The 18,162-nt window shown below is 53.2% G+C and carries 16 protein-coding genes and 2 pseudogenes; 3 read left to right on the top strand and 15 right to left on the bottom strand.

Annotation, left to right across the window (positions count from 1 at the left end; genetic code table 11):
* Nucleotides 1-71 precede the first annotated feature (71 nt).
* From GM30_RS16455 to GM30_RS16420, 8 genes are all read right to left on the bottom strand, one after another.
* A complete protein-coding gene (locus GM30_RS16455; protein WP_049849510.1) occupies nucleotides 72-716 on the bottom strand; it encodes a DUF3164 family protein in 645 nt (214 codons plus the stop codon).
* Nucleotides 713-892, bottom strand: coding sequence for a hypothetical protein (locus tag GM30_RS16450; RefSeq protein ID WP_049849509.1), 180 nt, complete (start codon nucleotides 890-892; stop codon nucleotides 713-715). Before GM30_RS16450 ends, GM30_RS16455 begins: the two co-directional genes overlap by 4 nt.
* Nucleotides 882-1,091 carry a hypothetical protein gene (locus tag GM30_RS16445; protein ID WP_049849508.1) on the bottom strand — a complete coding sequence of 70 codons (210 nt, stop codon included), beginning with the start codon at nucleotides 1,089-1,091 and terminating at the stop codon, nucleotides 882-884. The genes GM30_RS16450 and GM30_RS16445 overlap by 11 nt, the downstream gene beginning before the upstream one ends.
* A gap of 11 nt (nucleotides 1,092-1,102) precedes the next feature.
* Complete coding sequence (locus tag GM30_RS16440) at nucleotides 1,103-1,381, bottom strand: hypothetical protein (RefSeq protein ID WP_049849507.1); 279 nt, start codon at nucleotides 1,379-1,381, stop codon at nucleotides 1,103-1,105.
* A 10-nt stretch (nucleotides 1,382-1,391) separates the two neighbouring features.
* The gene (locus GM30_RS16435; RefSeq protein WP_049849506.1) at nucleotides 1,392-2,279 is read right to left on the bottom strand and encodes an AAA family ATPase; all 888 of its coding nucleotides are present in this window, start codon (nucleotides 2,277-2,279) and stop codon (nucleotides 1,392-1,394) included.
* Between the two features lie 11 nt (nucleotides 2,280-2,290).
* Nucleotides 2,291-3,394 (bottom strand): Mu transposase C-terminal domain-containing protein, encoded by a 1,104-nt coding sequence (locus GM30_RS27385; protein ID WP_049849505.1) that lies wholly within the window; start codon nucleotides 3,392-3,394, stop codon nucleotides 2,291-2,293.
* On the bottom strand, nucleotides 3,391-4,164 hold the full coding sequence (locus tag GM30_RS27380) for a hypothetical protein (protein WP_476691184.1): 774 nt from the start codon (nucleotides 4,162-4,164) through the stop codon (nucleotides 3,391-3,393). Before GM30_RS27380 ends, GM30_RS27385 begins: the two co-directional genes overlap by 4 nt.
* A gap of 65 nt (nucleotides 4,165-4,229) precedes the next feature.
* The gene (locus GM30_RS16420) at nucleotides 4,230-4,496 is read right to left on the bottom strand and encodes a helix-turn-helix domain-containing protein (protein WP_049849503.1); all 267 of its coding nucleotides are present in this window, start codon (nucleotides 4,494-4,496) and stop codon (nucleotides 4,230-4,232) included.
* Nucleotides 4,497-4,645: 149 nt separating this feature from the next.
* On the opposite strand from GM30_RS16420, the gene GM30_RS16415 reads away from it, so the two are divergent.
* Nucleotides 4,646-5,233 carry a helix-turn-helix domain-containing protein gene (locus GM30_RS16415; protein ID WP_049849502.1) on the top strand — a complete coding sequence of 196 codons (588 nt, stop codon included), beginning with the start codon at nucleotides 4,646-4,648 and terminating at the stop codon, nucleotides 5,231-5,233.
* A gap of 275 nt (nucleotides 5,234-5,508) precedes the next feature.
* Here GM30_RS16415 and GM30_RS16410 read toward each other — a convergent pair.
* From GM30_RS16410 to GM30_RS16400, 3 genes and pseudogenes are all read right to left on the bottom strand, one after another.
* Nucleotides 5,509-7,828, bottom strand: a pseudogene (locus tag GM30_RS16410) (DUF6531 domain-containing protein); the annotation flags it as partial.
* Nucleotides 7,821-8,273, bottom strand: a complete 453-nt coding sequence (locus tag GM30_RS16405) for a DUF1795 domain-containing protein (RefSeq protein WP_049849500.1) — start codon at nucleotides 8,271-8,273, stop codon at nucleotides 7,821-7,823. The gene GM30_RS16405 and the pseudogene GM30_RS16410, both read right to left, overlap by 8 nt.
* Before the next feature lie 3 nt (nucleotides 8,274-8,276).
* Complete coding sequence (locus GM30_RS16400; RefSeq protein WP_080993459.1) at nucleotides 8,277-10,190, bottom strand: type VI secretion system Vgr family protein; 1,914 nt, start codon at nucleotides 10,188-10,190, stop codon at nucleotides 8,277-8,279.
* 658 nt (nucleotides 10,191-10,848) lie between these two features.
* Between GM30_RS16400 and GM30_RS16395 the strand changes: the two genes are divergently transcribed.
* Both GM30_RS16395 and GM30_RS16390 read left to right on the top strand, forming a co-directional pair.
* A complete protein-coding gene (locus GM30_RS16395; RefSeq protein ID WP_049849498.1) occupies nucleotides 10,849-11,367 on the top strand; it encodes an Hcp family type VI secretion system effector in 519 nt (172 codons plus the stop codon).
* Between the two features lie 63 nt (nucleotides 11,368-11,430).
* Nucleotides 11,431-11,910, top strand: a complete 480-nt coding sequence (locus tag GM30_RS16390) for an Hcp family type VI secretion system effector (RefSeq protein WP_049849497.1) — start codon at nucleotides 11,431-11,433, stop codon at nucleotides 11,908-11,910.
* A gap of 61 nt (nucleotides 11,911-11,971) precedes the next feature.
* Here the strand turns inward: GM30_RS16390 and GM30_RS16385 are convergent, their stop codons facing one another.
* From GM30_RS16385 to GM30_RS25650, 4 genes and pseudogenes are all read right to left on the bottom strand, one after another.
* Entirely contained in the window at nucleotides 11,972-13,027 is a 1,056-nt protein-coding gene (locus GM30_RS16385) for a VasL domain-containing protein (RefSeq protein WP_049849496.1), read from the bottom strand.
* Nucleotides 13,028-13,225: 198 nt separating this feature from the next.
* Nucleotides 13,226-16,747 (bottom strand): type VI secretion system membrane subunit TssM, encoded by a 3,522-nt coding sequence (gene tssM, locus GM30_RS16375; protein ID WP_049849494.1) that lies wholly within the window; start codon nucleotides 16,745-16,747, stop codon nucleotides 13,226-13,228.
* A 3-nt stretch (nucleotides 16,748-16,750) separates the two neighbouring features.
* Complete coding sequence (locus tag GM30_RS28035; protein WP_080993454.1) at nucleotides 16,751-17,425, bottom strand: type VI secretion system domain-containing protein; 675 nt, start codon at nucleotides 17,423-17,425, stop codon at nucleotides 16,751-16,753.
* Nucleotides 17,332-18,141: pseudogene (locus GM30_RS25650) on the bottom strand (type VI secretion system ImpA family N-terminal domain-containing protein); the annotation flags it as partial. The pseudogene GM30_RS25650 and the gene GM30_RS28035, both read right to left, overlap by 94 nt.
* Between the last annotated feature and the right edge of the window lie 21 nt (nucleotides 18,142-18,162).

Here is an 18,162-nt window from a genome sequence, read left to right as displayed (position 1 = left end):
GACATCACGCAAAACCATATGCATGAATGCCGTTCCAACCGGCCAGCGCCTGTTAAATTCCGCAGCGACCATCAGACCCCCGACATATCCAGTGCAATCGGACGGTACTCGTCGGAATCGCCCACACGCTCATAGACGCGGATATAGGATTTAGTCCCGACAACCTGAACCGACTCGCTGATGGCCAACATCGCGTTCTGCCAGCGTTCATCGTTGATTTTGAGGCGACGCAGCGCCAGCACCCGGCCGGTTTTGATGTTCCCCTCCTGGTCACTGGAGAACGCCTGACTAATCAGCGCGTGGATCTCCGGGCTCGCGTCTTTTGTCCAGTCGGCCAGACATTCGTCGATCAACGTCTTGGCGGCCTGCAGACGCTCGTCGAACTTGATGTTCTCGGCCATCTGACGCTGGATTTTGAAACGGCCATCGTAGGTAAACAGGGTCACGTTGCCTTTCGCGCCGCCGGTCTTCGCACCGTACTTCTCAGCGGACAGGTCAACGAACGCCTGAACGTCAGCGATGGCGCGTTCTTTCAGGTCGCGCAGGGCGGCAGATACATTGACCGCCAGTTCCACCAGTTCGCCGACCAGCGCGTCGCGATCCTGGTCGATAGGTTTCACCAGGCTGACAGGTGTCAGAACGCCGCGAGCGTCGGTCCAGTAACCGTCCGGGGCCTGTGCGGTGGTGTACTGCTTGATAGTGTTGTCAGTTTTCATTGACGCTTTTCCTCTTTAAATTGTTTTTCAAGTGCAATAACTTTCATCAGTACAACAGGTGCTATTTCCTTGCTGATATAAGATAAAAGTGGGTTTTCTGTCGTGGATATCGTTGCTGAGACATTTACATCATCGCCAGTAACAGAAATCGTAATTACCGCTTTATCAGTGGACACTTGATGTTCCTTCTGATTGGTTAGGCGTTACTTCTTTTGCATTAAGATTGGTTTCAATCCATTTGATGATTTCGTTATAAAGTGCCTGAGATACCAGCAATTCTTTTCCAGTGAAGCCCTCTTCAGCTCTATCCAGAGAAGAGTCAGTGGTAATACCAAACTCGTTTTCCTTGAAGATAATTTGAATTCTCGTTGCCATATTTTCAGTCTCTAGTGCATTGATTCAGACCAGACGACCTTGCAGCCGTTGGTATAAAAATGGCCCTGACGATATCTGCCTGACACGTCACAGCCAAACTCCAGAAATGTTGCGCGACCCTCGTGAATCATGGTGTCGCACATGCCGCAGCGCTCGATACGGATCACCGGTTTTGCGCCTGTCAGCGTGACTGCTTTGACGGTTACTCCCTGACCGCTGAGCGCCTTAATCACCAGTGAGGCAGCGTCCAGAGAGTTCAGAAATGCGTCTGTATTCATACCGTTAACCATAACGATCCCCTTAATTAATCAGCATTTCTGAGAACTTACGAACCGCGCCAGCGTTGACGGGAACACCGTTTAACTGACTATGGCGATGCACCCCACGCAGCAGCTTAAACAGGCGGCGGGCGTTGCCCCTCGATGCTGTGAACAGCGCTTCGCCCACGGCAGGATCCTGAGCGTCGTCCAGGACGCTGGCGGCTATTTCGTCGATATCCTGACGCGGCAGCACATCCCCCAGCGCCAGCGCGAAACCAACACGGGAATACAGCTGTTTCAGCTCGCCGCGCTTGCCCTTCAGGTTGATAATCAGGCGGGGCATCCCGGCCAGTACAACGCCGATCCCCGCTTTGTCATGAATGCGGCGAATAACCTCCAGCGCCCGCAGCGGCAGGTTCTCGGCTTCGTCGATAAGCAGAACGCGGCCTGAATCACGCAGCGCGCCGATGATGCCGTCGCTCAGTTCGTGCATGTTGCCGCGACGGTTGAGACCCAGCCTCGCGCAGATTTCCTCCAGCACGACACGGGCGGTGTAACCCGGGTCGGCCTCCAGCAGAATGGCACCGGGGTTTTCCAGCGCGTACTGGCGCATAATCATGGTCTTACCCATACCTGCGTCCCCGAAGATCACATTGATATCGCAGTCCAGGTGAGCCAGCCTGATGACCTCAAGGCAGCGAGTGGCGGTATATGTGCGGACGAAGGCGACCGTCAGGCGCTTGCCTTTTTCCTTGTCCGCCTCACGTTTAATCAGGGCGGCGATATCCCGCTCCAGGCTGGCCATGTCGCCTGGGTATTTTCCGTGCAAATACTGATTGATTACCGTCGGGCTTTTGCCGATAGCGCGGGCGACCTGAGTCTGAGACCAGTTGCGGCGCGCCATGAGTTCAGTAAGATCTCTAATCATAAATACCTCGTTCAGTCCTTATTCCAGGTTCCGGTCTTTTTTGCGAAATGCTCCCGGTCTGTCTGTAAAAAGTGGTAGTCGGGTTCTTCTGGCTGCAGGATTTCCCCCTGCAGGAGTGTTCCAAAATCCGGCAATGGGTCGTGTTCAATAGCAGGTGTTGACTGTTCAATGACGCGCTGTTTTTTCTTGTCCAGGCGCTCAAGCTGACGGGCTGTTCTTTGCTCAATGGCTCTGTCCATATGGGCTTTTGGTACAGCAGCATTGGTATTGCCGTTCCAGATCGCCCTGCAGATGAATGAACCGTCCATCCGGCGAATGATAACCTCCTCGGCATTTCGCATGTCGTAGGCGACCCGGACCTGCTGTCCGTCGAAATCGGCGAGAGAGTGGGAGAAATAACCGTTGTTGTTCAGTCTCACCCAGCCACGTTCGACGGTGCGGATTTCCTCCGGCATGAACATTTCGAGCAGTTCGACCTCGGTCAGATATTCGATTTCGTCGCCCTCAGTGGCCAGAACGGCGTCACGGTAACGGGCCGGGGTCAGGTGCTGGCCGTTGTATTTAGGTAACTCGCTGTGTTCGTGGCTGTTGTTATAGCGGTCAATCTCTTCCTGGATGATTTCCAGAACGACGTCCCACTCCGGCACGGCCTCCACAGCCTGACGCTGACGGGTGTTGAGCTGCTTACCCTGACTCATGGCATTCTCAGCAGACTCAACAGCCACCATCAGACGGCGGAGGTTGTCACGGTCAACGCCGCGCCCGTTATAGGTCGGTGCTCGCTGGGCGATAGCGTAAGGAATGACACCGTTGAGCCGCTCAATGATGCCGCGAGCCTGCGGGTTTCCGGGGATACCGGTCATGTGTTCGATCCCCATACGCGGGAAAATACCCGTCGTTTCCGCGTCCAGCGTCTTGTTCTTCTGGCCGGAACCGTTATCTGTATAGACAAATAACGGTTTCCCGTAGCGCTGTATTCCGTAGCGATACGCCTCAGAAACCCCGCGCACGTTCTCGGAATAGGACAGGCTCCAGCCGACGACAAAGCGCGAACGGCCATCAATAACCAGCGTCAGTTCCGGGGTAAACGCGGTTTTGCTGATGGGGTGTTTCACCTTCNNTTTGGTAGTTTTTTCATGACACGGCAGACAGCGTCATACGACGGCACAACCGCGAGCATGGCAGGCTGATCGTGAAACTCACGTTTCCAGTCAGCCACAAAGTCGCGATAACAAAAACGCATGGTCGGGCCGCTCGTATTCCGCCAGTAGGACAGGAAGCGCGGCAGCCAGCTGACGTCCTCTGGTTTGGTGGCTTTATGATGACCGGGTGCCAGCATGGCCAATCGCTTTTCGGTATCGTTCACCGTCAGCAGATAGACGGAATACCACTCCTGAAGACTGGCGCGACCGACTCCCACACGCTGCCCTTTACGGGCGTTCGCGAGCATGGCCATCTGCATCAACGGTCCCGGCAGGGTGCCGGTGCGGGAGCCTTCAACAATGTAATTCACCGCACCGATACGGCTCATGCCAGCCCCGATAAGTTTCAGCACTTCCTGCGCCAGGGCAGAACGTGCGTCGGCGATCTGTTTCTGCTTTGTGGTCAACTGACAGATTTCACGCTCCAGCAATGCAGGGCACTGCTGGAAAACCTGCAGGGTCTCACGCGGTTTGATGGTTGATTTCTTCGAGTCCGCAACAGCAGGAACAGCGGCGGGGGCTTCCATAACTGACTGGTAGTGACGCTGGCGAATAACCTCCTGCGCCTCAGTTGGCAGACATTCGACGTGATATTCAAAAGCTTTAGAACCCGCACGGATGCGGCGCAGATCAGAGCTTTCCCCTGAGCGTTTATTGAGGTTGTTTCGAATGTTGTGGACCATACCAGGAAGCCCTGGCAGACCAACACATTCCGCAGCTGTTAACCAGATAGACATCCCTATCTCCTTCAGGCTCTCAGCCGGTTATCAGGTAAGTAACGGCTCGGCCAGATAACTGACGGGGAGACTCCAATTTTGTCTGCGATGGCTTCCTCGTAGCGTCCGCACTTACGATAAAAAACATTGCGCAGTGCATTTTTCCCGAGGCCTAATTCGGTCTCCAAATCACTCAGGCTGACACCATGACGGTCAAGGGCCGCAATGATCGCTTTGCTTGACCAGTCCTGACCTTCCACGACGAACAAGCTGGCCATGTCTTGTCTCAGCAATTGCATTGTTGATATCCTTCTATGTTTATCTAAAGCGATTATCTAAAACGATTATCTAACTCGTTAAAATATACGATCACAAAAAACCGAAGTCAACGGTCATTAACGGTTTATTCGTTTTTATTAACGAATGATTTTTATCAAGAGGTTTACTTATGAATTCAAATGGTTACAAAGAAAAAACCGAAGGTACTGATAAAAACCGTGATCGGTTTTTTCTACGGTACGGAATAAACCGCTTTCCAGAGCGTCTGAAGCAAGCAATGGAAAACGCTCATTTACCCAGTAACAACCAACTCGCGAAGAAGACAGAGCTATCTGAATCAACAATCAGAAAGTATTTGAAGGGGGAGACATATCCAACGCTTGACCGTCTGGCACTGCTTGCAGAAGCTTGTTCCTGCTCTATGTCTTGGCTGGCTACTGGCGAAGGGGATGGCAACCATGCGCCATTAGAAATATACGAGAATTCAGTTAATAATAACGAATCTCGTAATTCTGAACTGGACGTTGTGTTGTCGTATTTATCTACAGAACAAAAAGAAAAATTTATGAGGGTTATCTATACAAGAGGCATAGCAGCCATTTTACGGCTTGATGATGACATTGATGCCCAGTTTCTGGCGTTGCCTGAAGAAGAAAAATCGCGGCTCTTACGGCTCCATGAGCAGGTCAAAAAGGGGGCATCTGAAGGTTGTGATGGAGACGATCTAACTAACTCAACGAACAAGCACGCAGGTTGAGCATGGCGATTTTCTGATCCTTCAGATATTAGGTCAGTCCTTTGTGTGCCAAGCCACCTTTACGCGCCAGATTAAAGAGGATTAAAAAGTATTTAAAAACGATCAGAACGATTTCGCTTTAGTCCAGAATTCATCGCAATTTTAATCATTTTCTGGCGGTTTTTGCAAAACAGTCCAGAATCTCCAAGCCCACCACCAAGCCTCATTTTTCAAGGCGTCGCGTCGATTTTTCGAGCTCCCCTGTTAATCCAGAATTGATCACCTCCCCACACCGACAGGGTGCCTGCCGCAGCATACTGGTAATAACGTGACAGGTTATCGGGATGGTGCTCTGACGCCAGTCGCCCTGCTGCATCCCAGCTAAAACTGAATACCCCTCCATTGGCGTTTTCCAGCGACGTCACACGCCCCAGATAGTCATACGCTGTCTGCAGACGCCGGTGCAACCGGTCGGTGAATGCGGTGACCTGGCCCCGAACATTGTACTGCCAGCGCTGTACCTGACCGGCCGCGTCCGTAAACCTGTCCACGAGGCCCTGACTGTTATAGTACAGGCGCTCTTCCCGCCCGTCAGCGTAACGGACCCCGCCCGGCACCCCGCCAGGATGATAGAAGTAACGGGTCTCCTGCCCCAGCGCATTGGTCACACAGATCAGATTACCGTCGGCATCGTACTGATAATGCGTAGTTTTTCCCGAACAGTCCGTCCACCGCGCCACTTCGCCATGACGCTGCCAACTGAGCTGCACATCACCAGATGGACGCGTCACCCGCTCAGGCAACGGCTCATTGTCGCGGTAGTGGAAAATAAACTCCGCTTCCGACGGGAGCTTTTCTTTAAGCAGGCGTCCAAGCACGTCGTACTCGCTCAGCCACAGACGTCCGTCCGCAAGCTGCCGACGCGTCACTCGCAGGCTGTTGCGGTGGTAATCCGTCAGCGTGCTTTGCCCCAGCGGATCGGTGATACGTACGGGTCTGGCCAGCGCATCATAATCCACCTGTATTTCACGCCCGCCGGGCAACAGGAAGCGCACCGGCATATTCTGGTCGTTATAGTCAAAGCGGTATTCACTGCCGTCAAAGTCCCGATAGGCGGTGATCAGATGCTGCTCGTTGTACTCCCACTCCGCCATCAGACCGCTGTTAACATCCGTGAGCCGGGTCCTGCAGGCCTGCGTGTCATAGTCAAAACACCAGTGCTCACCCGCACTGGTGGTGTATGCTGTGATCCTCTGCTGATCCCCTACCACTGACCAGGTGTAACGACTTTCCAGGCCCCGGACGTCTGCCAGCCCGCTCATCCGGCCATTTTCCCAACTGAACCGGCGGGTTGTCAGCCCCCGCTGATTAATAACCGAAACAAGTTGCTGTTCATCATCATACTGATAGCTGACCCGCGTACCGGGCATACCGCCTTCGACACATACCACCGAGCTCAGACGTTCTCCCTGCCAGTGGCAGTGAAGCACATACCCATTGCTGGTCCTGACTTGATCCAGATGCCCCTGCGGCGTGTAGCTGAAACAAATACTGTTTCCGGTCAGGTCTCTGATGGACGACAGGCGGGCCTCTCCCTGTTCCGGTAGGGATTCAAAAACAAAGCAGGTTTCAAACGGACTGCTGACTGCCCACTTGTCATCCTCCGAGCGGGCAAGCCAGATTTGCTCTGTGGGGCTGAACCAGCGTTCGCCGGGTTTAACCACAGGAAAGGCAATTTCACGACCTTCATTATTGCGATAAATGATCTGTTCGCCATCGCGCCATAGCGTCCGCTCCCAGAAGAGCGTCCAGCCCGTGCCCAGTGCGCCGGTAACAGTATTCTCACTGCGGTAGATCCGTTGCCAGTAAAGTGGCCTGACGCCAGGCAGGATAAAATCAGTGTCGTCATCATCCCCTGGCAACAGTTTCTGACCGCTTATCACATCCACAGGGTTACCAAAAAACCCGCCAATAGCCTCGATACCTTTTGAAATACCGAACCCGATACCTGCCCCGATTAGCTCGCCAGCCAGTAATTTCCCCAGACATTTTGCGCCGAAACAGCCGAGTTGCCGCGCGGCACCAAAGACTCCCCCGGCAATACCGGCAACAAAGAAAAGAACTTCCGACGCCATGCGCCAGTCATCCGAAATTTCGCGGTTGATGTCCAGGTACTGCTGCCGTCCGCCTCCGAATACCACATTGTCCGAACCGGAATCCACGGTGGCATCGCAGGTGGTTTTATCATCCTTGCGCACAGCCGCCTTGCTGTTGATAAAGATATTCGTAGAGCCTTCTGCCATCCTCTGAATGGCAGAATGATCCTTACAGACCACGGTGCTGCGTTCAACATGCGCTGCTGCCCGGCTGTTTACCTTCACATTTGCAGAGCCGGAGGTGATAACACCCGCATCGTGGTGGAACATTCCACCAATGGCTTCACCGGCTGAGCGTATCAGCCCTCCCAGCCCCACACCGGCCGTGGTGACAAACATCCCNNGCGGCATAGGCGGCTGCCGCGAAAACCACAGCCGCGCCAATCAGGGAGCCGACAATAAATCCGGCAAGAGCACTGGTGTGGTACAGGCTGTCATTAACCCTGGCCGCTTCAAACATGATCCCTGGCTCCCGGTCTGAAACTGTTGACCCACTGTTCCCAGTCTGCATTCTGCTGTGCCGTAAAGGCGGCGGTGGCCGTTGCGGTGAAAATTAATACCCGGTCCCCATGATATATCGCCAGTTGCCGCTGCCAGACCTGGCGGCGGTCAGCCATGTATGTGGCCTCAATGATTTCTGCGGGAATTTTCAGTTCACCCACTTCTGCAACTGAATGTCGGCTGACGCGGTATTTGCGCAGGTTCTTCTCAAGCAGGCCCACCTGCCGCCTGACGTAATCAGGTAAGGATTCGCCGTCTTCCGGAGTGTCACGGGCTATGTTCAGGGCAAAGGGAGATTCAGATCCACCGGTAGTGAAGACATTGACGGTACGGTCGCAATAGCCTGCCGGGAGCGTGACAGACCCTTCATTGATGTAACAGGCGTTACGTGCATCCGGTTGCATTTTTTATCCCTCCGGGTTCAGATCGATCTGGTCACCCACCTGGCGTATGTAAACACCCTGCAGCAGAATAGTGCCGTCGTTACTGAGAAAAATAGTGGCTTTGCCTGTGGTCAGGGTGATGCCACCTTCTGATGAATTAATCTCAACATTGCCTTTCACTGCCAGCGTCTCTGTCGCGAGCACTTCGGTGAACCGTTGGCCGGTAATAAACTCCTTTTTCTCTCCTTTCACTTCCTGCTGATAATTGCCGATTACCTGCTGCTGATAGTCCTTTTCCACTTTTGTCGTCTGATTACCCGTAACGCTCAGTTCCCGGTTGTTGCCCACGGTGATGCTCTGGTTCTGACCGACAGACTCAACATGGTCCACGGCCACTGACGTCGAGCGGTTATTGCGAACCACGGTATCCATATCCTTCTGAGCATGCATGGAGAGCATTTCCTGACCGTTCGCGTCCTCAAACTTCAGTTCATTGAACCCTTCGCCTTTATGCGTTTTGCTGCGAAACGCCATCTGCGTTTTCGCCGCCGGTAATCCGGTGGAAGGGAGATTGCTCGCATGATAGGTACGACCGATGATGATGGGCTGATCCGGGTCACCGTGCAGAAAATCCACCACCACTTCCTGACCTATGCGCGGCGTGGCTATCACACCCCAGCCCTGGCCTGCCCACGGCTGGGATACCCTTATCCAGCACGAGCTCTGGTCGTTGGATTGTCCGTAGCGGTCCCATGGAAACTGCACCCGTACCCGACCGAACTGGTCACAGTAAATCTCTTCCCCTGGCGGCCCCACCACGACGCCTGTCTGCGAACCATCCACCCGCGGTTTGGGCAACGGGGCCGGGCGCCAGGTCAGGTGCGCCGGAATAAAACTGAACTGCGTGGAGAGATCAGTGCCCTGCTCGCCATCGGCATGTTTCATCGCCTGCGGCTGGCGACCATGATGGCTGACGCTGGTCACCTGCCAGCGGGTATTCAGGTCCGGGCGGGGATGGTTGAACAGTGTCATCAGCAGACCCGGGGTCAGACGGGCGTCATTACTCTCCCCGTCGCCGGCATCAGCGTCATTGCGTAATCCGTCCAGCTGATAGCGGGCAAAATCTTTCCCGTGCTGTTCATCCTTGAAACGTCCCGGAAAATCATAATATTCATAGTCCGGACACTGGTTATGCAGTTCACCGGCCTTCTCACTGAAGCTGCCCGGCCAGCGGGGATTTTTGAAGGTGTAGTCCTTCAGCTCCACCATCGCCGGACGTACCCGGACGCTGCGGCGGAACTGGCTGACACAGGGCATGGTATTCTGGACTTCCAGCGCCGGACTCCAGGGCAACTCGGGGCCGGACGGCAGCGTTCCCGCGTCATCGGCAAAAATCAGCGTTTCTCCGCCTTCGCCGCTTTCGAAGTAGTAATACATGCCCTCTTCAGCACTCAGACGGCTGATAAAATCAAGGTCGTTCTCCTGATACTGCACGCAGAACTCCCGCGCGGGATGGGCATGGCGCAGAGAAAACGCCACATTGATCACCCCGTTTTCCCGCAGCAGCGTAGTGATGATTGTCTCCGGCGTCTGCTGCTGGAATATGCGCGAATTACGGCGCAGCGACGTCCGCCACATCGCCGGACGAACAGACAGGGTGTAGCGGGTCTGGTGTAAACCGGTGTCGCCCTGCTCAAATGCTGCGACAATCCCGGTGACCGTCCGCTCAGGGTTCCCGTCCCGCAGAACGGAAAGGGTCGCGTTGTTGTCCAGCACCGATTCAAAACTGACCGCCGGATCTTCACTGACCAGCCCCACTTCCAACAGATACGGAGAGGAGAAGGATTCGGTGAGGGAAAAGTCGGTAACGGCAAACGTTTCAGGAGGCAGCCCCTGAACGGTCAGGGTGAATTTCAGACCAGAGGGTGCCGCCCCCATCGCCGCCGCCAGTGACGGGGCATTCTGCCCGGCGGTAGCCACCAGGGTGGGGATACTGTTTCCGGCAGGGGTTTNTTCAACGGCGGGATATGTTTTTCAACCGCCGTATTAAGACGATCTTTCGCAATATCCTTAATCGTTTTTGTAATATCTGTGGAGAGGTCCTTTTTACTGTTATCTTCAGAAAACATTGCCGACTCCGTTGTTTTGCGTTCTCCATCCCGTATATCTTTTTGCCGGATATTCGGCAGTCTGAAGATATAAATAAAAGCCACCAGAGTGACCCGGGTCTGATGAAATCAGCTTACCATAGCGAAAAACAAAACTGAGCGACCCGCAAATACGAGGAATAGAAAAAAGCATTGTTAATCATATAGATACGAAAAAATCACAGGCTAAATACAACATATTATCCCGAGATAAATATCATTCATAATAAATAAAACCATTGTGGCAAAAATTATAATTTTATCCGCCAGCTTTGTCAGCAATTTTATCCACCCGCAGATATCCGGGTCTGGATATTTACCGTCAGAGCCTTATAGTTAGCCCGTACAGGACCCGCTGCAACGACTCCGGATATAAACCTTCTTTGGCAGACGGCTCCCGATTAATAAGACTTTTCATCACTCTTTACGCTGAAATAAGGAATCATGCCATGCCAACTCCATGTTATATCGCGATCAACGGGAAAACTCAGGGTAATATCACCGCGGGCGCCTTTACGGCAGAGTCCGTCGGTAATATTTATGTCCAGGGTCATGAAGATGAAATGCTGGTGCAGGAATTCGACCACATTGTCACCGTTCCGACAGATCCTCAGTCCGGTCAGCCTTCCGGCCAGCGTGTACATAAGCCGTTCATCTTTACGGTGGCACTGAATAAAGCCGTTCCGCTGCTGTACAACGCACTGGCTTCCGGTGAAATGCTGCCGTCTGTAGAGTTGCGCTGGTACCGCACCTCTGTAGAAGGGAAACAGGAGCACTTCTTCACCACCAAACTGGAAGATGCCACTATCGTGGACATCGACTGCAAGATGCCACATTGTCAGGACACGACCAAATCCGAATTTACCCAGATGCTGCGAGTGTCGCTGGCCTACCGCAAAATCAACTGGGAGCACACCACGGCCGGCACTTCCGGTGCAGATGACTGGCGCGCCCCGATTGAGGCCTGAGTGCCTGTTGCCTAACCATACCGGGGGAGCACCAGGGCTCCCCCTGTTTATCCGGGAGTGTCTATGGCAAACATTATCTACATGACCATCAAAGGTCAGAAACAAGGGCTAATCTCTGCGGGCTGTTCCGATATTAAATCGATTGGCAATAAATACCAGTCCGGGCATGAAGACGAAATTTTTGTGCTGGCGCTGATTAACCATATGACCCGCAACGAAAACGTGTCGCTTCATCCCCTCGAAGTTCACAAACCCGTGGATAAATCCACCCCCCTGCTGGCGCAGGCGATCAACGACAACGAAAAAATGGACTGTACGTTTAACTTATACCGTACCGCCCAGACCGGGGGTAACGAGCTCTATTTTCGGATTACGCTAACGGAGGCGACCCTCTGCGATATTCGTCTGCACTGCCCGAACTCCGTTTCGCACAATGATGCCCAGCCTTATGAAAGCATTTCCTTCAAATATGCATCCGTCACCTGGGAACATGTGATGGCGGGCACCAGCGCTTATAGCATCTGGGATGAACGGGTGTTATAGCGCCTGCACAGCGTGGTCCGGGCGAGTCTTTCGCGCCCGGGCTGGCTCCGTCATCCGAACGTCAATGACGCTCACCCTGACGCTGTTCTTTATACTTCTGTACCAACAAATAGTAATGCCGGCTGAGACTATCCCAGCGATCGTCAATCTGTTTCATTAAGCTCACCGGCGAAGGATGCCCTGTCTGACGGGCATCTTCCAGTCGTCGCAGTAATTCCTCTAAAGGAACATCCGCATTGAGTGACGACTGCATCTGATACACCGCCGTCTTCAGATAAGAGATGGTCAACCCACCGCGTGACCGTTCCTGACGGATTAACTCATCACTCAACTTCTGCAACTGCTGCTGCACGATGAAATAACTCTGCCCGGTCAGATCGGTATCATTTCCGGCCTGTATTTGCGCTTCCCATTGGCGGGTCACGGAATGCTGCAAGGGATCTGCGGGCCACGTTTGGCTGGCGACCATCACGGAGCGTTCAGCTAATGTATAGGGCAGGAAGGGAGAGGGTTTTGCCAGGCGTTCGATCTGCCGGGCATACGTCCTGATATCAGGCTGACTTAACCAGATAAGCGCAGATCCTGAAGGCAGGCTGGAAATCTCATCCAGCTGTTTTTGCATCGGTACGACATAACAATAATAAGCCGTTAGCGTGATCAATAAACTGCAGAACAGGCCCCCGAAAAAGCCAGTCGCTATCCAGCGCGTTTTTTTCACCGTTGGGGAAGATGTCACTGACGGCGATGATGCGGTCTCATCGCGACCCACAAGCGCACACGTCACCCTCTTCGTCAGCCCGGGATCCAGAGGCTGGCACTGATTGTCTGCATCCTCCCCACCTGGTACCCATATCATTTTTTCCGATGCAGCAGATTGCGACACATTTTCCTGCACTGATTTTTGTTCAAGTCGCTGGCAGGTATTGCGAATAAAAAACTGCAAATTCTCCACCCGTGGAACACGGCGTAGCGGAAGCTGCTGTAATTTATCGCTGAGCGTTTTTAACGCATTTTCCGTTCGGGAGAGCACTTCCAGGTCTTTCTTCTCAAACGAGAGCGTGCGCAGCATGGTACTTGCTTTGGCGTTAAACCAGTCAAGTAATTCGATACGCGCCATCTCNGTGGGGGCGGACCCCCGCCAGCGCCAGAGATTCGATCCGTTTCCAGTTCACCTCCTGCTGTGCAGGGTGATTGATCTTATTGATCTCCTCGCGTATCGCCTGAAATTCCTCCAGATGGCGGGGATCGCCTCCGGTGCGTATGACGATATCCTGAGTCTGTTCATTCACGGCAATTCACTCCCACTCTTCCCTGATCAGTACAAGGTTTCCGGCACGGTAAACTGGCTGAACAAGCCGCCAGCGAACGGGTTATCGGAAGCGTCCACATGAACCCGGTAGATCATATAACCGCCATCAACGTTAAAACGCACGTTGAATGAACCGTCTGTCACCGACGTCAACTGCCCCGAGTTGATCAGCCGTAACTGTGCCCATGGCCCACTAAAACCAATGCTTCGCGGGGCATAATTGCTCTTATCTGGCACCAGTGTCAGTTTGCTCTCCACGCCGGAACGCATTGAGTTCGGCCAGACCAGCGGCACCGTCCGGGTACGACCGTGCGTAAACTCAAGCAACTGCCCATCCATATTCAGCACACTGCGCCGTTTATCGGACGACAGCTCCACCGTTTCAATCGCATACTGAGTGCCAAGACCATTCTGCGGCGTGAAGAAGGTGTCACGGATTTTCTGTGCGTTCTCCATTTGCTGACGAATATCGCTACGGATTAACGTCTGTCCGTCACTGCCCCATGTCAGTTCATTTTCCATAAATGGCTTCAGATTCTGCTGATAAAACGCATCGATCACCCCGTCAGGTTTGAAGAAGCGCTCAAATTCACTCAGCGAAGCATCCTCTTTCGCACCAGGTGTAAACGGATAACGTCCTGCGAGATGAGTCTGCCATGGCCTGACGACGGTATTTCCCCATTCCACTTCCAGGTACTGAATGGCTTCAATCATCACCACACGCCAGGCCTGCTCAGCCAGTTCCCCCACCCACCGGTTAAGCGGGTCCGGTAAGCTCTTCGACGTCTGTTGCAGGGCAAAAATAGGATCGTTACTGTTTTCATTCAGACGCATCTGCACCGCTTTGAGCGCCGATTTTCCGGGTGTCGGTGAGTTCTGAATGGCTAACAGATAACGGTGCAAATCCGTTAATTTTTGATTAACGCCCTGCAGCATCCCGCCATCCTCTTTTTGATCGGACAGCAGACTATTTTCTGGGGCAAATTCACGGTTAATACGGGTCAGCAACTGATAATTTTGCGCGCTGAGAAAAGCCTGTCGTGATTTTTCAGGTAAACCATCCGGCATCATCGGCGGCTCAGTATTATCTTTTAACGTCTGCAACACCCGGCGGAAGATCTGATCGCCGCTGATGATTTGCTCAAGCGCACTAATCACCTGGGATATTTCATCAAACTGAGAGATCTCAAGGTTGCCCATGGCACCGCGCCAGGTGGAGGTGTAATCACTGAGATACTGTTCGGTAATTTGCCGCTGTATCTCTTTGCGGTCCGCCTCACTGTATTGCACGTTTTGGGTCAGGTTCAGCACCCAACTGTCCATGGCCGTCAGTTCCACCAGTCCATCACGTTGCTTAACAAAATAGTTATCCAGTCCATAACGTGTCAGAAACTGCGGGATCCGCAGCCGCTTATCATCATTGGCGGTAAAGGCGGCATCGAAATTCGCCCCCACCTGGTCGCGAAGATTGAGATCGGACGGCAAAACCTGCTGCGCCTTACTACGCAAACTCTGGTACACCCGCTGATAGATAGACAATTTACTCAGTTCAAGCTGCGCATCTCTGACTGGCTGGGCAAACGGCGCAAAGCTGCTGATGGCGCCCTCGTTTCCGGTCTGTCGCAGGGCGTTCCAGTCGGTATGCTCCAGCGCATAATCCAGATGGGCCATGAGCTGTTGCTGAAGAAGATTTTGCCCACTGAAACGCTGGCTCCAGCGCTCTGCCATAAACTGCTTGATCAGTTCCTTATTACGCCCGCTCTTATCATCCAGCATCCGCATCACGCGCAGGATGTTAAGCTTTTCATTACTGCCTGCAGGCGCTTCATTCAGTTGTTTAAGCAAACCATTCATTAATGCCGGCAGGTAACGCTGCTGCAACAGTTGCAGATAGGTGTCTTCTACATACGGACCGATTTTATCTCCCTGATACAACCCCATATCCGCCAGTAACGTATTACGCTCATGATAATCACCATAAGCCAGCGTAGCCTCACGAATAGGGTTGAGCAGCGGTAATTGCAAATTGCCGTAATTATCTTTTTCGACCGGAGGCGGAATATCGAGGAATGATTTTGTCTGTGTCAGAACCTCAACGCCAGAACGGTAATTCATGCGATAGTAATGATGCCAGCCCAACAAGAGACACAGCAGGATCACACCGCTGACCACCGAATAAAGCGTTACGTTGCGACGTGATTTACGCAGCCAGATACTGTTTTCGCTTGCCAGGTTAGGCTCTGAAAATAAAACGCGATCGAACAGCGCCTGCGTAAAATACGGCACGCTCTCTTTGACTGGCCATGCCGGAAACGCCTGAACACCAAGGTGATATTGCCCGGAAGCACTCTGCACAAAAAGATCGTCAATTTGCCCCCGCTGTTTTGCTGAAGTCAGATAGACGCCACGGAGTAATGGCGGGTTTTCATCATTAAAAAGCAGGCCGTCCAGCAACTGCACCACATATTCATGCAGACCAGACATCTGACGAATGAACGTAAATAACGAGCTACGTTGTGCGCTATCCACATTGGCGATCATCATCCCCGGCATGGCGTCATTCATCATGTTGAGCCAGTTATGCCAGAAGGTATCAAGCTCCTGTTTCCAGTTGTCGTTATGGCCTGAAAAGGTGATGCCGAGGGCGGACTCGCGTTTTGTTTTGTCCAGCGACTGGAACATCGCGTCAAAACCATGAAAAAGATCCATATGCGTCAGCACGACATAGACCGGCAACTGGCTATGCAAATGAACGCGCAGATCCTGCAAACGCTGTCGCATTGTTGCAAGCCAGGCATCGCGGCGTGTTTTCCCTGAGGTCATAAAGTCGTCGATATCCACGACCAGCACAACGCCATTCAGCGGCTGACGTGCTCTGGACGTTGTCATCCACTCCAGCAGATCGCGCCAGAGTCGTCCAAAAAGTTCCGGTTTTTCCGCATCCTGAACCACCGGCTGTTCAATAAGTACGCCGTCGACATCGATCAACACCGCCTGTTCACCCACCAGGCAATGAACATGCAAGTCGGTGTTTTGTTCGCCTTTTGTTTTTTCCGGGACATACAGCGGGGCCAGTTTCTGCCCTTCACGCATCAGCGTGCTCTTACCGCTGTCGGAGGCCCCCACAACCAGATACCAGGGCAGTTTATACAGGTAATTCCGGGCGCTGAGGTGACGTTCCAGTTGCAGCAACCAGCGCGCCAGATATCTGCGCTGATAGTTAATATCGGCACTGACGGGATCGTTAACTTCTTCCCGGGATAATTTTTGCAATTGCTCGAGCTGCTGCAACCGCCGCATCACGCGCACCGTCAACCATGTCAGAGCAATAAGCACCAGAACCGCCGTTGTCAGCCAACGGCTCAAGGGTGTCTGGAGAGGCTTCTTCGAGCCGATAACCCATTCGGGTCCCCACCACCAGACCCAGAAAATGGCGAAGCACCAGAAAATGGCGAGCAAGAGCGTAGCAGACGCCTTAAACCCTGGAAGAGCAGGCCTCAGAGAGCTAAAAAACCCTGGTATTTTCATTGATTAACACTCCTGTTCCATCCGGTGGTTGTCCTTCGTCATGACAATATTTTCTTCTAATTGCTTCATCAGCTCAGGCTCCCAGTCCGGCAGCGTGATCACCTGAGCGATTTGCCGGAGATGCTGATAATGTTGTTGTGCCAGTATTTTCAGCCCCGATTTATCAAGTAAATCAACGCCCAGCAGCTGACAGTAGAACTGCTCACGTGGATTACGCTGTTGGGCAAGCGCGTCCAGTTGGCACAGTGCGGCTTCCAGCCCCTGTGTTTCGCGAATTTGCCAGATAGCCGCTGAATCGATGTTAGCCTGAGCCGTTGCCTGCCCCCGTGAGGCCGTTTTTGACTGACCCGCCCCGCCGTTCTCCAGCCAGTTCAGCGTATCAACGGATAAAAAAGGCGCTCGATTGATAAAACGTTGGGTCCTGAGCTGAGGAATGCGTTGTAAAAAAACCGACAGCTCTTCATGAATGGCAGTAGCGACACGCTCATATCCCAGTTTCTGCGCGATTTGGGCAGAGAGATGGTGACCATCAAACCAATAAGGCGCTAAGGTGAGGCTCTCTTCAACCNCGGGTTCGCCAGCCTGCCCTGATACTCCGACATCCGATCGGCAGAAAACGCCGCGAGTGGCGTTCTCCCGTCTTCGGCGGACTGCGGTGCGGCAGTAATGCCCTGCCAGATCGCGTTACGGCGTAAACGGCACCACAAAGGATTTTCCGGCTGACGTTCGTAGAGAATGCCTGCCATTTGTAGCTGCGTTTGCCGCCAGTTTTTTTCATCGGAACTCACCACATCCATCACCGGCGCTGTCGGTGCCACATTCGGGGATGTTTCAGGTAGTGCGCCCGCAGAAGGCACGTTCTGTGCTTTTTCTTCCAGTACCGGACGGTCTGGCTGACGGGCAAACGACACTTTCAGCTTTTTGAGCTCGTCGGCAAGTTCGCGCTCCGGCTCCTGCCAGAACTGTTCAAGCCAGGATAGCGCCTCCTGTACCGCCTGCCGCTGCACCGGTGTCGCCTGAGCAACAAAACTATTTACGGTGGAAGAAAACCGCCGGATCACCTGTTGCGACAAGCGGCGTTTCATCAGGGCGTTATCCGGCCATGCTTGCGACCAGTACAATTCGACCCACTTACCAAGCAGTTGCATTGCCAGCGTGACGTCTGCGGGTTGACCTCCATGCTGGAGCGTCCTCAACAAATGTACGATGAGACGAAAATCTTTGCTTTGCGTGCTCAGTAACAACAGGATCCGCTGCTGTATGTCAGCCATATCCAGAGTGCTGTGGGTCAGCGCTCCGAGTTTGACCATTTCGCCATCAATAAACGCCCAGTGCGGATTGTCATCGCTCAGGCGGGCGCTGATTTTCCNCTGCCATTTTTTAAAGCCAGTCATGTTGTTCAGCCATCACGCGTC

Origin of the sequence: Trabulsiella odontotermitis, assembly GCF_001188485.1 — a bacterium.
In the GTDB taxonomy this organism is placed as follows: Bacteria; Pseudomonadota; Gammaproteobacteria; order Enterobacterales; family Enterobacteriaceae; genus Trabulsiella; species Trabulsiella odontotermitis_A.
This window is presented reverse-complemented; position numbering and strand designations above follow the sequence as displayed.